The sequence below is a fragment of the Glutamicibacter sp. genome, from assembly GCF_035257265.1.
Taxonomy (GTDB): domain Bacteria; phylum Actinomycetota; class Actinomycetes; order Actinomycetales; family Micrococcaceae; genus Glutamicibacter.
The window spans coordinates 40,805-60,244 of sequence record NZ_DATEXC010000027.1 but is presented as its reverse complement, the minus strand read 5'-3'; the positions used below and the strand labels follow the sequence as shown (position 1 = coordinate 60,244).

Annotated in this window: 15 protein-coding genes; 10 read left to right on the top strand and 5 right to left on the bottom strand. The window is 55.4% G+C overall.

What is annotated here, in order from left to right; genetic code table 11:
* Window positions 1-180 precede the first annotated feature (180 nt).
* On the top strand, window positions 181-828 hold the full coding sequence (upp, locus tag VJ369_RS06290; RefSeq protein ID WP_105677932.1) for a uracil phosphoribosyltransferase: 648 nt from the start codon (window positions 181-183) through the stop codon (window positions 826-828).
* On the opposite strand, the gene VJ369_RS06285 is transcribed toward upp, so the two are convergent.
* Both VJ369_RS06285 and VJ369_RS06280 read right to left on the bottom strand, forming a co-directional pair.
* Window positions 825-2,327 carry a HAMP domain-containing sensor histidine kinase gene (locus tag VJ369_RS06285; RefSeq protein ID WP_324091237.1) on the bottom strand — a complete coding sequence of 501 codons (1,503 nt, stop codon included), beginning with the start codon at window positions 2,325-2,327 and terminating at the stop codon, window positions 825-827. The two genes, upp and VJ369_RS06285, sit on opposite strands and share 4 nt — an antisense overlap.
* On the bottom strand, window positions 2,324-3,064 hold the full coding sequence (locus tag VJ369_RS06280) for a response regulator transcription factor (RefSeq protein ID WP_096254153.1): 741 nt from the start codon (window positions 3,062-3,064) through the stop codon (window positions 2,324-2,326). Before VJ369_RS06280 ends, VJ369_RS06285 begins: the two co-directional genes overlap by 4 nt.
* 613 nt (window positions 3,065-3,677) lie before the next feature.
* On the opposite strand from VJ369_RS06280, the gene VJ369_RS06275 reads away from it, so the two are divergent.
* The 4 genes from VJ369_RS06275 (at window position 3,678) to VJ369_RS06260 (ending at window position 8,109) form a co-directional block, all read left to right on the top strand.
* On the top strand, window positions 3,678-4,469 hold the full coding sequence (locus VJ369_RS06275; RefSeq protein WP_105677935.1) for a winged helix-turn-helix domain-containing protein: 792 nt from the start codon (window positions 3,678-3,680) through the stop codon (window positions 4,467-4,469).
* 83 nt (window positions 4,470-4,552) lie between these two features.
* Window positions 4,553-5,074, top strand: coding sequence for a histidine phosphatase family protein (locus VJ369_RS06270; protein ID WP_324091236.1), 522 nt, complete (start codon window positions 4,553-4,555; stop codon window positions 5,072-5,074).
* A gap of 234 nt (window positions 5,075-5,308) precedes the next feature.
* Window positions 5,309-6,445: a DUF1611 domain-containing protein gene (locus VJ369_RS06265; RefSeq protein WP_324091235.1), complete on the top strand. Its 1,137-nt coding sequence runs from the start codon at window positions 5,309-5,311 to the stop codon at window positions 6,443-6,445.
* 8 nt (window positions 6,446-6,453) lie between these two features.
* Entirely contained in the window at window positions 6,454-8,109 is a 1,656-nt protein-coding gene (locus VJ369_RS06260; protein ID WP_324091234.1) for an ABC transporter transmembrane domain-containing protein, read from the top strand.
* 27 nt (window positions 8,110-8,136) lie between these two features.
* Here VJ369_RS06260 and VJ369_RS06255 read toward each other — a convergent pair whose 3' ends face one another.
* The 3 genes from VJ369_RS06255 to VJ369_RS06245 form a co-directional block, all read right to left on the bottom strand.
* A complete protein-coding gene (locus VJ369_RS06255; protein ID WP_324091233.1) occupies window positions 8,137-8,751 on the bottom strand; it encodes a TetR/AcrR family transcriptional regulator in 615 nt (204 codons plus the stop codon).
* Complete coding sequence (locus VJ369_RS06250; protein WP_324091232.1) at window positions 8,748-11,078, bottom strand: YhgE/Pip domain-containing protein; 2,331 nt, start codon at window positions 11,076-11,078, stop codon at window positions 8,748-8,750. Before VJ369_RS06250 ends, VJ369_RS06255 begins: the two co-directional genes overlap by 4 nt.
* A gap of 366 nt (window positions 11,079-11,444) precedes the next feature.
* Window positions 11,445-12,038, bottom strand: coding sequence for an ABC transporter ATP-binding protein (locus tag VJ369_RS06245; protein ID WP_324091231.1), 594 nt, complete (start codon window positions 12,036-12,038; stop codon window positions 11,445-11,447).
* Window positions 12,039-12,275: 237 nt separating this feature from the next.
* Between VJ369_RS06245 and VJ369_RS06240 the strand changes: the two genes are divergently transcribed.
* The 5 genes from VJ369_RS06240 to VJ369_RS06220 all read left to right on the top strand — a co-directional run bounded on the left by VJ369_RS06240 (window position 12,276) and on the right by VJ369_RS06220 (window position 19,431).
* Window positions 12,276-14,201: an ExeM/NucH family extracellular endonuclease gene (locus VJ369_RS06240; RefSeq protein ID WP_324091230.1), complete on the top strand. Its 1,926-nt coding sequence runs from the start codon at window positions 12,276-12,278 to the stop codon at window positions 14,199-14,201.
* Between the two features lie 384 nt (window positions 14,202-14,585).
* On the top strand, window positions 14,586-15,917 hold the full coding sequence (locus VJ369_RS06235; RefSeq protein WP_324091229.1) for an extracellular solute-binding protein: 1,332 nt from the start codon (window positions 14,586-14,588) through the stop codon (window positions 15,915-15,917).
* A 169-nt stretch (window positions 15,918-16,086) separates the two neighbouring features.
* The gene (locus VJ369_RS06230) at window positions 16,087-17,136 is read left to right on the top strand and encodes a sugar ABC transporter permease (RefSeq protein ID WP_324091358.1); all 1,050 of its coding nucleotides are present in this window, start codon (window positions 16,087-16,089) and stop codon (window positions 17,134-17,136) included.
* A gap of 61 nt (window positions 17,137-17,197) precedes the next feature.
* A complete protein-coding gene (locus VJ369_RS06225; protein WP_324091357.1) occupies window positions 17,198-18,013 on the top strand; it encodes a carbohydrate ABC transporter permease in 816 nt (271 codons plus the stop codon).
* Window positions 18,013-19,431 (top strand): GH1 family beta-glucosidase, encoded by a 1,419-nt coding sequence (locus VJ369_RS06220; protein ID WP_324091228.1) that lies wholly within the window; start codon window positions 18,013-18,015, stop codon window positions 19,429-19,431. The genes VJ369_RS06225 and VJ369_RS06220 overlap by 1 nt, the downstream gene beginning before the upstream one ends.
* Window positions 19,432-19,440: the final 9 nt, after the last annotated feature.

Genomic DNA, 19,440 nt, shown 5'->3' with positions numbered 1-19,440 from the left:
CTCTGGTTGGCGCGGGTCCCACTTCGGTATCCCGCGACGAAGAAATTATGCCGACAAAGCCGTTAGAGCAAGCAAATATTCGCTGTTTCCTGTTTAGTTGGGCACATCAACGAGTTTTTCCGCCGGAATTTCGGGCTTTTCTCTCGTTTGCGGGCCCGGTGGGCTGATAGATTTCTACCTATGCGCGTACAGGTAGTCGACCACCCATTGGTGGCACACAAGGTTTCAGTTCTTCGAGACAAAAACACTCCGTCCCCGATTTTTCGTCAGCTGACCGACGAACTGGTCACCCTGCTGGCCTATGAAGCAACCCGTGAGGTGAAAACCGAGGAAGTTCAGGTCGTCACGCCGGTAGCCACCACCACGGGTATTACTTTTGCGAAGCCCACCCCATTGGTAGTCCCAATTCTGCGTGCAGGTTTGGGCATGCTCGAAGGTATGACCCGCTTGGTCCCCACCGCCGAGGTTGGCTTCCTGGGCATGGCCCGTAACGAAGAGACCCTGGATATCATCACCTACGCAGACCGCGTACCAAATGACCTGACCGGCCGTCAGGTGTTCGTACTGGACCCAATGCTGGCCACCGGCGGTACCCTGGCCGAGGCAATCAAGTTCATCTTCGCCCGAGGCGCCGAATCGGTGACCTGCATCTGCCTGATCGCAGCTCCGGAAGGCGTTGAACGCCTGAAGGAAATCCACGGGGGCGACGATCGCATTCACATCGTGCTGGCAGCCATGGACGAGAAGCTCGACGAGAAGTCTTACATCATCCCGGGTCTGGGAGATGCCGGTGACCGCCTCTACGGCGTCACCGCACCCATCGCCTAAGCGGAATCCTCTGATCCGAAGGTTTCTGGGTTGCCGCTGGCTGGCACTTCGCCGGCCAGCGGCAACCGCACCTCGAAGAGCGTATGACCGGGCTGAGATGTCACCGTAATGGTGCCGCGATGCGCTTCGACAATACTTTTAGCAATCGGCAAACCCAGTCCAGTGGTGCCGTCGGAGCCCGAACGCGCCTTATCTGCGCGGGTAAATCGTTCAAACACCTTGGGCAGGAAGTCTTCAGCGATCCCCTCACCGGTGTCGTGTACCTGCAAGACAGCGTCGTTATTTTCCAGGTCTTGTCCCACACTGACGGTCACGCTGTTACCCGCCGAAGTGTGTTTGCGGGCGTTGGCCAGCAGGTTTGTAATCACCCTACGTAGCGATGCCGAGTCGGCGTCAACAAAAGTTCCTGGGGCCTGGCACTTAAATTCCCATTGATGATCATCCGCGGTGGCTTTAAAGTCCTCGGTGATGTCGGCGGTCAGCACGCAGAGATCTAGACGTTTCATAGTGAATGAGTTTTCTTCATCTAAGCGGGCTAACAGCAACAGGTTTTCCACTAAGGAACCCATGCGGTGGCTTTGCTGCAGAACCCGGTCCACGGAGCGTCGGCCGTCCGGCGAGAAATGTTCGGTGGCGGAGAGCAATTCGGTGTATCCGCGAATTGCCGACAGCGGGGTGCGCAGCTCGTGGGATGCATCTGCCACAAATTGGCGCATTTGATCTTGGGATTTTTCACGCGCAGTCAGTGCGGTGGACACGTTGTCGAGCATCGCATTGAGCGCGCGTCCCACATTTCCGACTTCGGTGCCTGGCACGGCATCGGCTAAGTCCACACGCTGAGTCAGCTCCACCTTGCCTGAATCAAGTTCTTCGGCTGCCACGGAGGAAGCTACCGCGGCGACACGTTTTAATGGTGCGAAGGAGCGGCTGATCAGCCAGGTCCCTACTAGGCCGGTACCGAGCACTAAGCTAATCGCGATGAACAACGTCAGCCAGGCCATTTCAAGCAACGTGCGATCGGTGGAGTCCAGCGGTAGGCCAACGATGAGCACGCCGCCGGAACCGGGATCGGGAACAGCAGAAAGCAGATAGTCACCTACGGATAAGGAACGCCGCACAGGCTCAGAGTTCACATCGATGGTCACTAGATGAATCGCATCATCCTGGGTGAGCATCACTCGTTCGCCGTGTTGATCCAGCACATCGCCGGAGAATACATAGCGGTCCACAAAGCGGGCGGTGAGCGTACCCGCAGCTTGGCCGGGGGCATACAAGCGTTGATCGGGCCGAGCCAGACCGACCGAGTAGCTGCTGGCGCGTTCGACCGAGGCGTTGAGTTGTTCATGCAGCTGATCCATGAGTGTTTGTCGCATGCCGGCGTTGTAGAGCAGGCCAAGCAGCACACAGACGGCAGTGAGCGAACCGAGCAGAATAATCAGCAGCTTTCGCTGTAATGCGTGAGGTGAGCTGGGCCTTAGTCCCGTAGGAAACGAACTCATGCAGCAGGCTTGAGGACGTAGCCCACGCCGCGCACCGTGTGGATCATTGATTCGGCATCAACGTCGATCTTCTTGCGCAGGTAGGAGATGTACAGCTCGACAATATTTGCCTGGCCGTCAAAATCGTAGTGCCAGACGTTATCTAGGATCTGCGACTTGGAAACGACTCGGCGGGCGTTATTCATGAGGTAGCTAAGCAGGTCAAACTCCGTGGCGGTGAGCGAAATGGAACGCCCGGCGCGAGAGACATCGTGGGAATCAAGGTTTAGCACCAGATCTCCTACTACCAGCTCTGCAGAGTCTGCGGTTGAAGCACCAGAGCGTTCCACCAGACGGTGCAGGCGGATGAGAACTTCTTCGAGGCTGAAGGGTTTAGCCACGTAGTCGTCGGCGCCGGCGCCGAGGCCTTCGATGCGATCTTCTACAGCGTCTTTGGCGGTAAGGAATAAGACCGGAACCTCAGGGAGGTAGGTGCGTACCTTACGCAGAACCTCCGGCCCGTCGTAGCCCGGGAGCATCCAGTCTAAGACCAACACGTCGGGGGACAGCGAGCGCGCGGTAGCCACAGCTTCAGGGCCGTCATGAGCCATTGTGGCTTCCCAGCCGAGCATGCGTGTTCCCATGGCAACTAATTCCGCCAATGACGGTTCATCATCCACCACGAGGACTTTGATGGGAGTGCCATCTGGGTGAGTGAGTCGAGGTAGTTGGGCGGGAGAAAATCGCGAATCGTTCATGTTAACCAGCTTCTCCTATTGCCATAGGGCTTCTTTATGTTTTAGCTGTGCAAATCCTATGCTTCCAAGTCGAGTTTATGCAGGAAAAACCCATTCAGTAAACGGTTAATTTGGTCAAGGGGCAACTTCTGCGAATGTTTGAACCGTGGACGGCCGTACCTGCTGAATGATTATTCACAGTCATGAATGGCATAGTCAAACTGCTACACTTCTGCGTTTCAGTTGATCAATACGCTTAGTTAAGCGCTTAGATTTCCGAGAAATGACTAAAGTGTGCTCCGTCACTTTTGGACACATTCGTCTCACATGCTGAACAGCGGTGACCTTTGTTACTTGCAAGTTTCGAATGTTACGGGGAATACTTGTTGTGTGAGTACGGCGCAGATCAACAACAGCAGTCAGGGTCAAGGGCCTGACGGTACGCTTGCGTGCTGTTGTCGAATGCTCGGCGTCGGTGGAGTTGAGTGGGAAAGCTAATTAAAAAAGCTGTCTAACTCAGGGTCATCGACGGGAAACCCAACTGCTGTTCGTGAATGAAGGTCATGGGCGGCGCAAGCAAAACCCGAAGCATTAACGCCAAATCACTTGGCCTTCGCACAAAAAGGAAGTCATCATGTCGGCTGGATCCGGATACGTACACGTTTCAATTCGCAACGCTCAGAACCGAGCTGCGGCGGCGCAACGCGCAGCCGCTGGCAGCGGAAGCTATGCCCCTGCGGGCTACCGTCCACTGCGCGCGGTCAACAACGTTCATGAGACACGTGAACCGATGCATCAGGCCGCCAGTGCGCCAGTGCAGACCGCGGGTACACCAAGCGTAGACACTAGCGCTCGTGGCTTTGTCCTTTACGTTGGACTAGACGAAGCTGCAGCTCAGGCGCAGGGGACTTCACTAGGCAAGCTCGCAACTCAGGTTCGCGCATTCTTAGCTACCTTGTCTCCACAGGCCCAGACCCACGCTGCAGTAGCATTGGCACCGACCAGTGCACAGGGTGAGCCAATTGACGTAGTTCGTCAAGCACTGGGTGATCCGACGTTGTCGCGCCGCCCCCGTGCCGAAGCGCGCCCAAGCGCACCTCGCCCATCCGGCGTATTGATCGACCTGTCCCGTCGCGAGGTTTACCTCGACGGTGAAACGCTGAACCTGACCTTCAAGGAGTTCGAACTGCTGAACTTCTTGGTGGAAAACGGAACCCGCACCGTGGGACGTGAAGAGCTGCTGGAAAACCTGTGGCGCAATGCCGAGGAGATCCCCAACGAGCGAACCATCGACGTGCACATCCGTCGCCTGCGTTCGAAGCTGGGCCGCTTGGCTAACACCGTACGCACCGTACGCGGCCAGGGTTACCGTTTCTACGAGCACCCAGAGGTTGTCGTCTGGGCAGCCCCGGAATACTCCATCTAAGTAGAGCTTTTGCCGCCGAGGCGAGTGAACCGCAAGGTTTGCTCGCCTCGGTCGTTTAACCGCAACACGTCTAAGCTTGAGCTATGAATACTGTGCAGCGGCGTCGACTGATACTCATGCGTCATGGAAAGTCTGATTACCCTTTGGGCATCAGCGATCATGACCGACCGCTGGCGGCTCGCGGTCACCGGGAAGCACCGTTGGCTGGAGCATGGTTGGTGGAAAATGACCTGATACCTGATTACATTATTTGTTCAGATGCCTTGCGCGCTCGTTCGACCTGCGCCTGGGTGCTGTCGGAGCTTGGCGAAAAGGGACCTACCCCATATGTCGACTCACGAGTTTATGGTGCAGGAGCCTCGGCGCTATGCTCCATCATCAACGAGGTGCCAGATACCGTCTCGACGTTGTTGGTCATTGGGCATCAGCCAATTTTGCAAGAGCTTGCCCTGCGTTTAGCCTCGGTGCAATCCGATGAAGAAGCAGTGTATGAATTGGCCATGAACTACCCCACCTTAGGTACTGCGGTGTTGGAAACCGAACTTTCTTACTCGCATTTGGACGCACGTGATGCGCGGGTCACCCACTTTAATGTCCCCCGCTAAGCATGAGAATATTCTCATCAAGTATTTTCAAAGTTCCAAGTCATCCAGATAATCCATGATGGTTTGGTCTTATGAATTGCTGATGAGAGTCTCCTCATCAAATTCTCCTCATTGGCTCAGGAACGGTTCATCTTTGGTTCATCTTCACTCGCTTGACTGAGATTCATCGCGGCACAGGGCCGAATGAAGATCACGGTTTCCTCTCGGGGGACCGTTGCCAGAAAGGCTAAGACCATGGGCATTGACACACAGATCATCTCGAATGAAAACACCGAGAGCTACACCATTGGCGATACCCGGCTCACGCTCGACGCTGTGCGTGCAGCAACCATCAAGGCGGCCTACACCACTCGCTTTGTTTCGGCCGAGCTAAACCGCAACCCCCAGGACTTCCATATCGTGGCCAGCTCAACCATGGTTCCCCGCGCCGGTGACGTAGTTATCGCGAAGGTCACCGAAATTGGCAAGCACACGGCGTTGCAGTCACCACACTCGCGGCGTCAAAAGCTCTTTGTCGGTCAAGAAGTCATGGTCGCGTACGGAGATCGATATGCTCCGGACCAGTTCCTCGCCCACGTTCCAGCAAATCTCGGGCCATGCCAGTTGGTGGCCGGCGGCGGTGTCGCCTCGCTGGTCGAGCAGCAGCACGCGTCCATCGATCGGGCTACCGAGCTGGAGCCAGTTGGACTGCTGATGCGCGGCGGTAAAGCCGTGACCCTGCGGGACTTTGCCCCGCTGAGCATCGAGAACCCATCGGTCAATGCCAGCGCACAAGACCAAGGACGCCGTGTGCCGGTGATCGCGGTCCTCGGCACCTCCATGAACTCCGGAAAATCAACGACTCTAGGCTGCCTGGTTAATGGTTTGAATAACGCGGGATTGCGCGTTGCTGCCGGTAAAGCCACCGGTACCGGAGCCGGGAACGACCCCAACCTATTCACCGATGCCGGAGCCTTCAGCGTCTGCGATTTCACCGACTTCGGTTACCCAACCACCTACCGTCTGGACTATGACACGGTGCGTAAGCTGCTGGTCTGCATGATCCAAGAGCAAACTGCCACCGGTGCCGACGCGGTTATCATCGAGATCGCCGATGGACTGTTCCAGGGTGAAACCTCACGTCTCTTAGGCGACCCAATCTTCAAGAAACACGTTGACCGGGTGCTGTTCAGCGCTCAAGACGCGCTTGGTGCCAAAGCCGGAGAGAGAATTCTTCTCGACGCCGGCCTTGACCTTGCCGCAGTCTCCGGCGTGCTCACCGCATCCCCGTTGGCCGCCGCGGAAGCTCGTACGCATATGGAGAGCGAAATCATCGATACCTTCGATTTGTGTGACCCCCAGGTGGCTAGCGCACTGCTGCCAACTCGTTAGGAGCATCCATGTCCGGCATGTATTCCGAACAGCCAGTGGAACGTGACCCCGCGCTCCCAGCGCTGAATGCACCCGGGCGGCGCATGCTGCTGGCGGCACTGCTGGTGCTGGCCTTGGCCGTCGGTGTGCTCTCGGTGATCATCGCATGGCAGGTAGGGCAGCTCGCGGCAGCTTTCTCATTGGGAGCTCTGCTGTGGGTGATCGTGTTGTCTGCGGTGTTCTTCGGCGGAAAATTTGCCGAGAGAGTATTGGCCGAAAAACTCGGTCAGCACTACGTGGCTCAGCTACGGGTGTCCTTGATATCCCACGCGCTTAAGGCGAGCCGGGGGCCATCGGTTGGAATTACCGTAGCTCGCTCCAGCAATGATTTGTCCTCCATCCGGAATTGGGTCACCCAGGGGATTGTGCCGTTGATTGCGGGAATCCCGCTGATTATATTTGGTGCCTTCGGTTTGGGGCTTTTGCATCCGCTTTTGGCTGTAGCCCTAGTGATTCCAGTGCTGTTGGAGGTGAGTCTGCTCGCCGGCTTGGCCCGAGGGGCCCTGCGCACCGCGCGAGTACTACGGCGGCACCGGGGCAATCTTGCTGCGCGCATCGCCGACACGGTGTCAGCGTCCACCACCATTAGCGCGGCCGGTGGGGTGCACCGCGAGGTGCAACGTGTGGATCAGAGTGCGCAAAAAGTTGTGCATGCCTCGGTGCACCGGGCAAAATATGCCGGAGCGCTGCGAGCCGGGGCATTGAGCGTACCGCTGGTGGGCACAGCGCTGGTCGTTGCAGCTGGCTCATGGGCAGGATTAGGCGCAGGATTATTAGCCAGCGCACTAACACTGATGGGGATCTGTGCTGGAACCATGGGGGAATGGGGCCGAATAGTTGAATATCGGCAAAACTATCGAGCCGGCCGGCGGATCATTGCCCCGCTGCTTGAACAGGAGAAATCTTGGCGTGAAGCCGAACAACAACTTACCTCTACCCGAGTAGCCAAAGATTTGAACCTTGAGGAGCTAGCGGTGCGGATTCGCCCCACGGCCGAAGGACTAGAAGGCTGGCCCCCATTGCGGGCGCAAGGCGGAGCGCGAATACAGCTTCTGGGCACTGGAGCACAAGCGCATACCCTGCTTGAAGCGTTAGCTACCGGCCGCGTCGGAACAGATGCTCAGCGTTTAGGCGGGCTGTGGATCGCCGAAGGCCGAAGCGAGGATTTGCCGGCTACAGAACGGCGCAAAATGGTAGGCGCGGCCTTGAACACGATGGTCCTCGAACGCGGCACGGTACTTCGTGCACTGACGTATCGCCATCCCGGCTCCTCGGCCAAACGCGCGCTACGTATAGCCAATGAGTGCGGTCTTGAAGTGACGAGTCTTCCCGAGGGCGAAAGCACCATGTTGCGTCGTGGCGGAGAGCCTTTGGACTCCGCTCAGCGAGCCTCGTTGATCATGGCGCGTGCCCTGTTGCGACAACCGGCAGTTCTCATTGTTGATTCGATCATTAACCGGTTACCGCAAGAAGCCCGAACTAACCTGGCTGCGCGGCTTAACGACTACCCAGGCGTGGTAATTTTCCATGGTGAAATGACCGGAATCAAAGCCACGCGCACGTGGGAACCAACGGTTTTACAGGACGTGGCGGTATTGCAGCCGGCACGGGTTGACGAAGAATAAGATGGTCGCGAGCAACTCAAGAGCTGGCTAGTGATCCGTGACCGGTTCGTGTGTTGCTAACAGTCCGTCAACGATGAACAGCACGGAGTTCAAGATTGTTTCGCGGTCCTCCGGGTTCACCGAGGCAGAGCGTAGCCGCGCCGAGAATAAGGCCGCACCAAAGAGCGCGGTAGCCACCGGTTGTTTTTCTTCTTGGCCCAAAACAACTATCCGGTCTATGACTTCAATAATTGTTGAGGTCACCCGGGTATAGACGGGGGTGATTTGTTCTCCCCAGCCGCTTTCGGGGCGGAGCTGTTCACTGATCCAGATTTGTGCGAAGGAAGGATATTTCTCGACAAAATCAATGGCGATTGTTGCCATAGTGCGTAGGGCTTCCCGAGGTTCGGAGAGTGTGGATGCCTCGACTAGCTGGGCAACCAGCATGTCAGCACCGAACTCCAAAACTTGACCAATCATCTTGTCTTTGGAACCAAAGTTGTAATACACGGTTCCTTTGGAGACTCCAGCAATTTGTGCGATTTCGTCTACCGAAACTGCGTTGGGTCCGCGTGCCCCGAGGAGCTGCATTGATGCCGCGAACAATCGCTCCTTGGAAGCAGTAGCCCGGGTACGGGGGCGCGAGTTAGGTGATGCGGTCATACCGTCAGCTCCGGTTGTAACGTCTTCAGCGTCCAGGTCTTGTGCTTGCGCACTGCCAAGAAACTCAACAATAGCCCCAGCACCATGTATCCGATCACCGGGAGGATAGTACTAGCAAGCATACTCAGATCAGCACCGTAGATCACGTGCCTCAGCGCGGCCACCACATTGCTCATCGGCAGGATCTGGTGCAAGAACTGCAAAGGGGCCGGAAGCGTTTCCCATGGGAATGTGCCTCCGGCAGTCACCAACTGGAGAACCATCAGCAGCAGCACCACAAATTTACCTGCGGCACCCAATAGGGCACAGATGCCTTGAATCAATGCACTGAAGCAAAGCGAAGCTAGGAGTAGTAGGGCCCAGGTCAGCCACGGGTGTACCGGATCCAATCCGATGGCGAAAACTACTACCGCATACAAGGCGGTGCACTGAATAACGGAGATGAAGGCAAAGGGAAGCCACGCTCCGAGAGCGATCTTCCAGCTTCTACCATTAGAAGCCAACGCGCGATTATTGACCGGGCGCATGACCTGGGTAAGGATGAATGTACCAATCCAGGTGGCTAGAGTCATGAAGAACGGTGCCAGCCCTGCGCCGTATGCGCCTGCTTTAGTTTGGGCATTCGAGTTCACTCGAAGCGGGTCGCCGATCACGTTTGCTAATTGATCAGAAGCAGCCGAATCGGGATTTGGTACCTGATCTACGCCATCGACTAGGCCCTTGGACAGGTCGCCGGAACCATCTTTAAGTTCGTGAGCGCCGTCGCCGAGCTTGCCCACACCTTCATCAAGACTGATCAACGAGTCATGTAACGTGCCTGTTCCCGTAGCGAGTTCCTGGGCACCTGCATTAAGTTTTTTGCTGCCTTGTGCGGCTTCTTTGGTTCCCGACAGAGCAGATTTTTGCCCCTCTTCTAGGGTGGAGGTTCCCTCGGCCAGTTTTTGAGAGCCATTGGCAAGCTGGCTACCGCCATTTGCCGCGGAAGAGATTCCGTCCACAAGAGCGGGCACTGAGTCGTCCAATTTTTTGGTGCCCTGCGCGAGGGTGTGTAATCCGCTGGCTAACTGCTTATTGCCGTCGGCTACTTTTTCAGAACCTTCCGCGAGCTGGTTCAGGTCTTTTTGCGTAGAGCTAAGTTTTGCGTTGACATCTTTGACCTTGGTATTGAGCTGCTGGGTAACCGTAGAATTTTTTACGGTGGATTCCAGCTGCGCGGAGATCTGATCTGCTTGCTCTTGAGTCAGAGTGCCTGCGGTGACTTGAGCATTCAAGAAGTCAGTGGTGTTCTTTTCTACTTGATTCAGTCGTGTTTGGGCATCGGTCTGCAAATCTTGGATCACGCTCATAGCGTCGTCCGCGGTGGCGCTGAGTTTTGCGTTGCCGTCGGCCACCTGCCGAGAACCTGTGGCTAATTGGTCAGCCGAGGAGGCGGCCTTCTGGGTTCCGTCGTTAAGCTTAGAGACCGAGCTAGGCAGGGTAGATGTTTTTGATTCTAAGGTATTTAGACCCTTGCTCAGTGTCTGGGCTCCCGAATTTAGCTCGGTGCTGCCCTTGGAGAGCTCATGGGTACCAGAGACAAGCTTGTCTTGGCCGTCGGTCAATTTGCCTAAGCCACTGGACAGGGTGCCGGTACCATCATGGAGCGCCTGTGCGCCGTCTTCAAGTTTGGCTCCGCCGGTGACTAACTGCGCGGTGCCATCTTGTACGGTCACCACACCATCCGAGAGTGTAATGGTGCCGTCATAGAGTTTCTTGGCACCATCGGCAGCTTCGCCCATTGATTTGTGGATGTCGACAAAGCCAGCAATCATGCCTTCAGCGGTTTCGGTTCCAACTTCTTTTGACACCGAATCCCGTACCTCGGTGGCCAGGGTTTTGGCGAAGTTACTGGCCATGAAGTTATTGGCATCATTTGTGGTCAGCTCGAGGTTTGCCGCATTGGCTTTTTTCATCTCGGCGGGGGAAGTGAGGGAAGCAGAAAAGTCTTGGGGGATGGTCATCGCGAATGCATAGTCGCCGTGGGCAACACCATCAGCGGCAGCCTGCTGTGAGTCAACTACTTCCCAGTCGAAGGTGGAGTCTTCCAAGAGAGAATCGACTACCTCATCACCAACCTTCGTGGCTTTCCCGTCTCGGTCGGCCCCCTCATCGAGGTTCACCAATGCAGTTTTGATGCCGCTGAGGTTTGATTGCGGGTCCCAGTTGCCATAAAGGTACAGGGCCCCGTAGAGCAAGGGTACGCAGGTTACCGCGATCAGTGCCAATTTGGGCAAGGTTCCACGGGTCATGCGCTTGAGCTCGGAGAGAGCAAGTCCCAGAGTCGTCATGAGTTAGTCCTTTGGGGTGGATGATTTTGCTGCAAGCTCGGCCTCGTCTTGCGCAGGAGTTTCAGGTACTTCGGGAGCTCCAGGTGCTTCGCGGTGAAGCGGTGACGATTCCAAGAGCCCGGGAGTATTTGGCGGCTCGGACTCTTTGACTATTTCAGAGGTGGTACCCGTTGCTGGGGAATCCTCAAGCACCATAGACCCCGCTGAGTTGGTTGCTTCTACGTACTCGGTGTCCTTGGGTTCGTCCGTCGGCAGTTCCGGTGCCGGATCGTTCTCGACATCGGCATCGGCATCGTGGGCCTCCGGATCATTTTCAACCTGTGGGACGGTCTCGGTTCGCAGTGCTGAGTCTTCGATGGTGGCTGTTTATCCGGCGAAAACGACTGGCCCTTCCCAACTATCAGGGACTCTAGAAACAACGGCGATGACGGTGAGCTGACGACGTGTATGGGTTAGTTCTTCCAACGATTCCAGCCATGTCGGTTCATCGATGCCGTGGCGGTCCGGAGAATCAAAAACCAGGCAATCGGTGTTGTGGTTTTCTATGGCAAGCCGAGTAAGCAGGTCTAGACGGATCAGCGGGTCGATAGTGTCGATCCAGTCTCCGGCGAGGTGGTCAAAACCATGTTTGGCTAACCACTTCTTACTTTGCGGGCGGCGCCAGAATGGCCCGGGAACTAGAGCTAGATCCTCGCTAACTACGTCTCGGACCTTTAGGTGGGCCTCGGGCTCGTTGACTTGCGGAGAGTCAACGAGCGCACTGTGTGCACGTAGCGTTTTCATGCCAGGCGCCGTAGACCACTGGACAGTCCCCGAACTAGGGCTCATTCGTCCAGAAAGCATCAGGGCGAGAGCGGTGCGCTCAAGTTGCGCATCGGCAACCACAAGCAATAGCGCACCTCGCTCGACTGCCAGGGAGGTCTCGTCGACGAGCTGGCCGTGGCGCCCTTTGAAGCTCAATGAATTAGCAATTAACACCGTTTAATAGTAATTGAACTGACCGGTCAGTTCAATTAGCGCGGAAGTTTATTTACTCACCAGTAGACGTGACGCGCGTCATGGTCTTGGATGGTTCATGGGCCAACAACCGGAAACTATCCGATGATTCATCCTGAATTCATTAGCGACTGATTGAATCGATTGCGGGTCAACCGAGCGCTACCGCGCTGGGGTACTTACAACGAACTAGGACTATCCATGAAGAAACGCACCACGACAGCCTTTGCAGCTACCTGTCTAGGCGCCGCATTGGTTGCTGGAATGATGGCGCCTGCCTCCGCGGCCGGAACCGGTAATGAATTGACCGAGATCGAAGAAATTCAGGGCACCGGAAGCACCACAGAAATGGCCGGCATGCAGGTAAGTGTTCGAGGGGTGGTCACCGGGGCCTACTCAGAAGGCGGCATCCGAGGCTTCTACGTCCAGACGGCTGGTTCGGGAAGTGAGATCTCTTCGACTGGCAGCTCAGCGATTTTTGTGTATTCGGCTGGTGCCGCGAAGGTGGCGGTAGGTGATCATGTCCAGGTCTCCGGTGAAGTTGCTGAATACTACGGAATGACTCAAATTAGCGCTACGGCTCAGGGAGTTGAAGTGCTCACCGAGCCTGCGGAAGCGATCAAGCCGCTGGCTATCGATATTCCTGACACTGATGCTGCACGTGAACGCTTTGAAGGAATGCTGATTGACCCACAAGGTCAATGGACCGTTGCTGATAATTACAGTCTGAATCAGTACGGAGAAATTACCCTGGCCGAAGGCACCAGTTCGATACTCGACGGAGAGCGCACCCTGCGTCAGGCAACCGACGTCTTCGCTCCCGGAAGCGATGAAGCCAAAGCCCTGGAAGCCGAAAATAAATCTCGCGCATTGATTCTAGATGACGGTGCTACCTTGAATTTCTTGGGTGCCGCGGCGAACAAACTCGTTGAACTGCCGTACATTTCGGCGACTGAGCATGTCACAGTAGGCAAAAGAGCGACCTTCACCGCTCCGGTCATCATGGATTACCGCTACGACCTGTGGCGACTGCAACCGCAGGGGCAGGTGGTCGGTGCTCAGGATTCCGACATTCCGGTGAGTTTTGAGCAAGTAGCGAACGAAGTCCCGGCTGAGGTTGGTGGAAACGTCAGTGTAGGTAGCTTCAACGTACTGAATTTCTTCACCACCACCGGAGATCAGCTTCAGGGGTGCAATTACTACACCGATCGGGAGGGGAACCCGATTTCGGTACGCAGCGGTTGTGATGCTCGTGGTGCTGCAGACGCCGAAAACCTAGCGCGTCAGCAGTCCAAGATCGTTACGGCATTGAACAAATTTGATGCAGACGTAGTAGTTCTTGAAGAAATTGAAAATTCCGCTCGTCTTGGTCAAGACCGTGACGCCGCCTTGCAGATCTTGGTGGACGCGTTGAATGAGGCAGCCGGCGCAAAGCGCTGGAGTTTCGCCCCTAGCCCGGCGGAACTTCCGGCTGACGAAGATGTTATTCGCACTGCCATGATTTACCAGCGTGATGCGGTGAAGCTCATTGATGAATCGGTAGTGCTTGATGATGCTGCCTTTGATAATGCTCGTGATCCGCTGGCGCAGGCGTTCCAGCGTGTAGGTGGTAACTCTAAGACTCGGTTCCTTGTGGTGGCGAATCACTTCAAGTCCAAAGGTTCTGACCCCAAGGATGGCTCCGAGAATGCAGATCAGGGTGATGGCGCAGGAGCGTGGAACGCCGCGCGCGTCGAACAGGCCGAAGCCTTAGTGGAATTCGCTGAAGGGCTGAAGAAGAAACGAAACACCAGCAAGGTGCTGTTGGCCGGTGACTTCAATTCCTATTCGGCAGAGGACCCTATCAAGGTAATGACTCGGGCCGGCTATGTTGATTTGGGTGCGAAGGCGAGTACCCAAAGCTACCTCTTTGGAGGTCGAACTGGGTCGCTGGACCATGTGCTCGGGTCGGCAGAAATTGCACCGTCGGTGACCGGCGAAACAATCTGGAATATCAACGCGACGGAGTCCGTCGCCTACGAATACAGCCGCTATAACAACAATGTGGCTCAGTTGTTCTCCCCTGACCAATTCCGCTCCTCGGATCATGATCCGGTGCTTGTTGGACTTCAGCTGAACAAGAAGTAGACGCGGTGAATCCGGCGGATCAAAGTTGATCCGCCGGATTTTCTTTGGAGAAAAATTTTCACCGCCGGCTGGGGAAGACGTTGATCGAATGCACGCTCTGACCTATATTCTTTTAGTCGCTGGCTGAAAATAAAGAACTTCCAAAAGGTAAAGGGTTGCTCAGTGATCGGGAGTTCGGTCTTGACAACGGTTTGTGATCGGGCAGAATATTGGAAAGATGATTTGTGAGAGCGCTCACACGGTGTTTGCTTTAAGCGCTTTTATGCTTCACGGCCCGGTGGAAACTCGAAAGGGTGGACACCTGTTCTACTCTGAGAGCGCTCTCATTTTGGATGTGACAGAGCCTCTCGACTTCTTATACCCGCACTCACACCTGGAGACATCATGAAAACCTCGAGCAAAACAAAGCTCGCGCAATCCGTCGCACTGTTAGGCACTCTTGCCTTGCTAGCGACAGGTTGTAGCAACGCCGGCAATGCCCCGAAGGCGGACGCGGCATCAACAGACAACCCGGTCACCTTGACGGTCACGACTTTCGGCGCGATGGGTCTGGACGACTTGTACGAAAAGTATGAAAAGGAAAACCCCGGCGTCACTATCGAAGCAACCAACATCGACACCGGTGGCAATGCGCTGGTCGATTGGAAAACCAAGCAGGCTTCAGGCGCCGGTCTTCCTGACATCCAGGCAGTCGAAGAGGGCTGGCTAGGACAGGTTATGGCCGTCTCTGATTCCTTTAGCGATCTGCGTGACTACGGAATAGAAGATCTCAAGTCCCAGTGGGTCGACTGGAAAGTTGAGCAGGCAACAGACAAAGACGGACGTATCATCGGCTACGGCACCGATATTGGCCCGGAAGGAATTTGCTTTAACTCGAAACTCCTTGAAAAAGCCGGTATGCCATCCGAGCGTAGCGAATTTGCTGAATTCATTGGTGGACAGGATTCCACTTGGGAAGACTACTTTGCCGCTGGTAAAAAATACGAGGAAAAAACCGGAAAGGCCTGGTTTGATCAGTCCGGGTTTGTCTGGAACGCCATGGTCAACCAACTCGCCGAAGGGTATTACAAAAAGGACGGGTCGTTGAATATTGACGGTAACGCCGAACTTAGTAACCGCTGGAAGATGCTGGCGGATGCTACCCAAGCAGGGTTATCGTCCGGACAGACCCAATGGGACTGGGGTAAAGGGCAAGCTTTCTTGGATGGTTCCTTCGCCACCATGCCATGCCCAGGTTGGATGCTAGGCAACGTCAAGGGGCAGGTTGAAGGTGCAGGCGGCGACGCAACCTCGGGTTGGGACTTCGCAGGGGTCTTCCCAGGCGGACCAGCGAACTGGGGAGGAACCTTCCTCACCGTTCCTACCACCTCGAAGAATCCAGCCGAAGCAGCCAAACTCGCTACGTGGCTGACCAGTGCACAGTCTCAGGCGGCAGCATTCGAAGCAGCCGGAACGTTCCCAAGCAACCTTGAAGCCCAGAGCTCCGAGCAGGTTACCGGAAGCAACGAACTGACCAAATTTTTCAATGATGCTCCGATCGGTCAACTACTGGCCGAACGCGCGGAGGGTGTGAAAGCACAGTTCAAGGGGGCCGATGATTCGGTCATCCAAGAGCAGGTTTTTGGTCCAGCAACGATCGCTTTGGATGGTGGCAAGGATGGACAAGCCGCATGGGATGAAGCTATGTCGACTATGAAGAACTTGGACATCAAGTAATCACCGCCGGTGGGCCGGCTGAATCATCGGCCGGCCTATTGGGAAAGAGAAATCGATAATGAGCATCATGACCAACAATGCTTCGGACGCCGCAGGAGCTGCTGTGCCACCGGGGGAGCCAACCCCTGACGAGGTTCATCGCGCCGGCGATCCGGTGCAGGAAAAGAAAATGCGTCGCCGGCACCGCTGGGGACAGTTTGATTTCAAATACTCGCCGTATCTTTATGTCTCGCCGTTCTTTATTCTGTTCGCTCTGGTCGGACTCTTTCCACTGATCTACACCTTCGTGGTTTCCATCAATGACTGGGATCTGCTCGGAGGAGCCGGCGAATGGGTGGGCCTAGACAACTACATAGCCGAAATTAGCTCTCCGCTATTTTGGAACTCGCTGTTCAACACGTTCAGCATCTTCCTACTCTCGGCTATCCCGCAGTTGCTCGTAGCAACGTTCATCGCGGCCATTCTGGATCAGAATATCCGCGCGAAAACGTTCTGGCGGATGAGCGTGCTGATTCCCTACGTGGTCACTCCTGTAGCTGTCACGCTAATCTTCTCCTCGGCTTTTGATGAGAAATACGGGCTAATCAACAACCTGCTTCAAACCATTAATTTTGATCCGGTGGCCTGGAAGAGCGAAGTACTTCCCTCCCATCTAGCCATCGCGACCATGGTGAACTGGCGTTGGACCGGGTATAATGCACTGATTCTCTTGGCAGCCATGCAGGCAGTTCCCCGCGAACTGCACGAATCGGCAGCAATTGACGGGGCCGGTTCACTGCGTAGGTTCTTCGCAATTACTTTGCCAAGTATCAGACCCACAATGATCTTTGTCGTCATCACCGCAACTATCGGTGGACTACAGATTTTTACCGAACCAAAACTATTCAATCCCAGCAGTTCGGTGCCTGGCGGCCCCGAACGCGAATACCAGACCACAGTGCTCTACCTGTGGGATCTGGCATTCAACCGCGGCGACTTTGGCCGCGCCTCTGCGGTCGCATGGATGCTGTTCTTGATCATCATCCTGATCGGATTGGTTAACTTCTTCCTGTCGGGTTCAATTGCTTCATCTGCCGAAGGGGGAAGTCGTAAAAACCGTCGTCAGCAACGCATAGCGCACAAACACGCGGTGCAAATGGCGCAGTCAAAGATTGCTTCAAACGGTATGCCCGGCTCGAATGGAACGGCTGGCGAAAAGGGCGGAGAATCCCATGAGTAGCGCAACGTTAACTAAAACTACGGCAGCTAAAAAGTTTGGTGCCAAAGGTAAAAATTTCTCGATGGACCGACGTCCTGGATTTCTGACCTATGGATTATTGATCGCGTTTTTCCTGGGCAGCACCTACCCGTTGTGGTATTCGCTGTTGATTGGTTCAAATACAGGAGCGGTGTTCGCCTCAACTTACCCACCGCTGTTACCTGGCGGCGCGTTCTGGAAAAATGTTGCCGAGGTTTTTAACACCATTGATTTTTGGGGAGCTCTAGCAAATAGCGTCCTCGTCTCCTCGGTCATCACCCTTTCGGTAGTCACATTTTCCACCTTGGCCGGATACGCATTCGCTAAGCTACGTTTCCGTGGGCGACAGGGGCTACTCGTTTTCGTGATCGCGACTCTGGCCGTCCCAACGCAGCTGGGTATTATTCCGCTGTTCATGGTCATGAAGGAATTCGGTTGGACTGGTTCGCTAGGGGCGGTCATGGTCCCCACCTTGGTTACCGCTTTCGGCGTGTTCTTCATGCGCCAATATTTGGTGGATGTAGTGCCCGATGAATTGATAGAGGCCGCCCGTATTGATGGGGCGAGCATGATCGGAACCTTCTGGCATGTAGGAGTGCCGGCAGCGCGCCCGGCAATGGCTATTCTGGCTCTCTTCACTTTCATGACCGCATGGACAGACTATCTCTGGCCAATGCTTGTAGCACCACAAAACCCCACCCTGCAGGTGGCCCTGAGCCAACTGCAATCCGCGAAATATGTGGACTACACGATTGTGATGTCCGGAGCCTTGCTGGCCACCATCCCGTTGTTATTGCTATTCGTAGTGGCGGGCAAACAACTTGTATCTGGAATTATGGCAGGAGCTGTAAAGGGCTAATGACGAAACATCTATCTGAAAACTTTGCTTGGCCTAAAGAATTTCTTTGGGGCTCGGCCACCGCGGCCGCGCAAATCGAAGGAGCGAGCCACAGCTACGGTAAAGAAGACTCCGTCTGGGACGCATTCGCACGAAAAGAAGGGGTGATTGCAGGAGGGGACGATCTCAAAGTAGCAGTGGATCATTACCATCGGTATCAGGAAGACGTGGGGTTGATGCGCGAGCTCGGCCTAGATTCGTACCGATTCTCCACCAGCTGGGCCCGCATCGTTCCAGGAGGGCGAAGTGTTAACAGCGAAGGTCTCGATTTCTATTCACGGTTAGTAGACGAGCTGTTGGAGAATGGGATTCTGCCGTGGCTGACTCTTTACCACTGGGATATGCCACAAGCACTTGAAGAACAAGGTGGCTGGACCAACCGAGATACCGCCTATAAGTTTGCCGAGTATGCGGAAGCGGTCTATGCAAAGCTCGGTGACCGGGTGAATCACTGGACGACGTTTAATGAACCGTTATGCTCTTCGCTCATTGGATATGCCGCCGGCGAGCACGCACCTGGACGTCAAGAACCGGCGGCGGCTTTGGCAGCGGTGCACCATCAGCATCTTGGCCATGGGCTAGCGACAAAACGATTGCGTGAACTTGGTGCTCAAGAACTTGGCATCACCCTGAACCTCACCAACGCGGTGCCTAACGACCCCACGGATCCCGTGGATTTGGAAGCGGCACGACGGATTGACGCGCTATGGAATCGGATGTTCTTAGATCCGTTGCTCCGCGGTTCATATCCTGCGGATCTTTTACAAGATGTCGCCGGACTGGGACTGGCCGAAGTTATTGAGCCAGGCGACTTGGAAATCATCCACCAGCCCATCGACTTTTTGGGTGTGAACCACTATCACGACGACAATGTCTCCGGACATCCGTTGGCAGGCGATGGTCCTGAGGCCGTCATGCCCACCGACGCTCCTAAATCCTCGCCCTTTGTTGGCAGCGAATACGTCACCTTCCCGAGCCGGGACTTACCGCGTACCGCTATGGGGTGGGAGGTCAACCCGCAGGGTCTGCGGGTGCTGCTGAACCGGTTGAATGCCGAGTATGCGGATCTTCCAGCGCTGTATATCACCGAAAACGGAGCTTCGTACACCGATGAGTTGTCGTCGGATGGAACAGTTGCAGACACGGAACGCTGTGAGTACATCTTTGACCATCTGGATGCCGTCGCTGGTGCAATCGAGGATGGGGTGAACGTCCGCGGATATTTCGTATGGTCATTGTTGGATAACTTCGAATGGGCTTGGGGTTATCAGAAGAGATTCGGCATTATCTATGTGGATTATGAAACGCAGGAGCGCATTATTAAGGACAGCGGTCGGGCCTACGCAGGACTGATCGCAGCCAACCGTACAATGGCATAGCATCGGTGC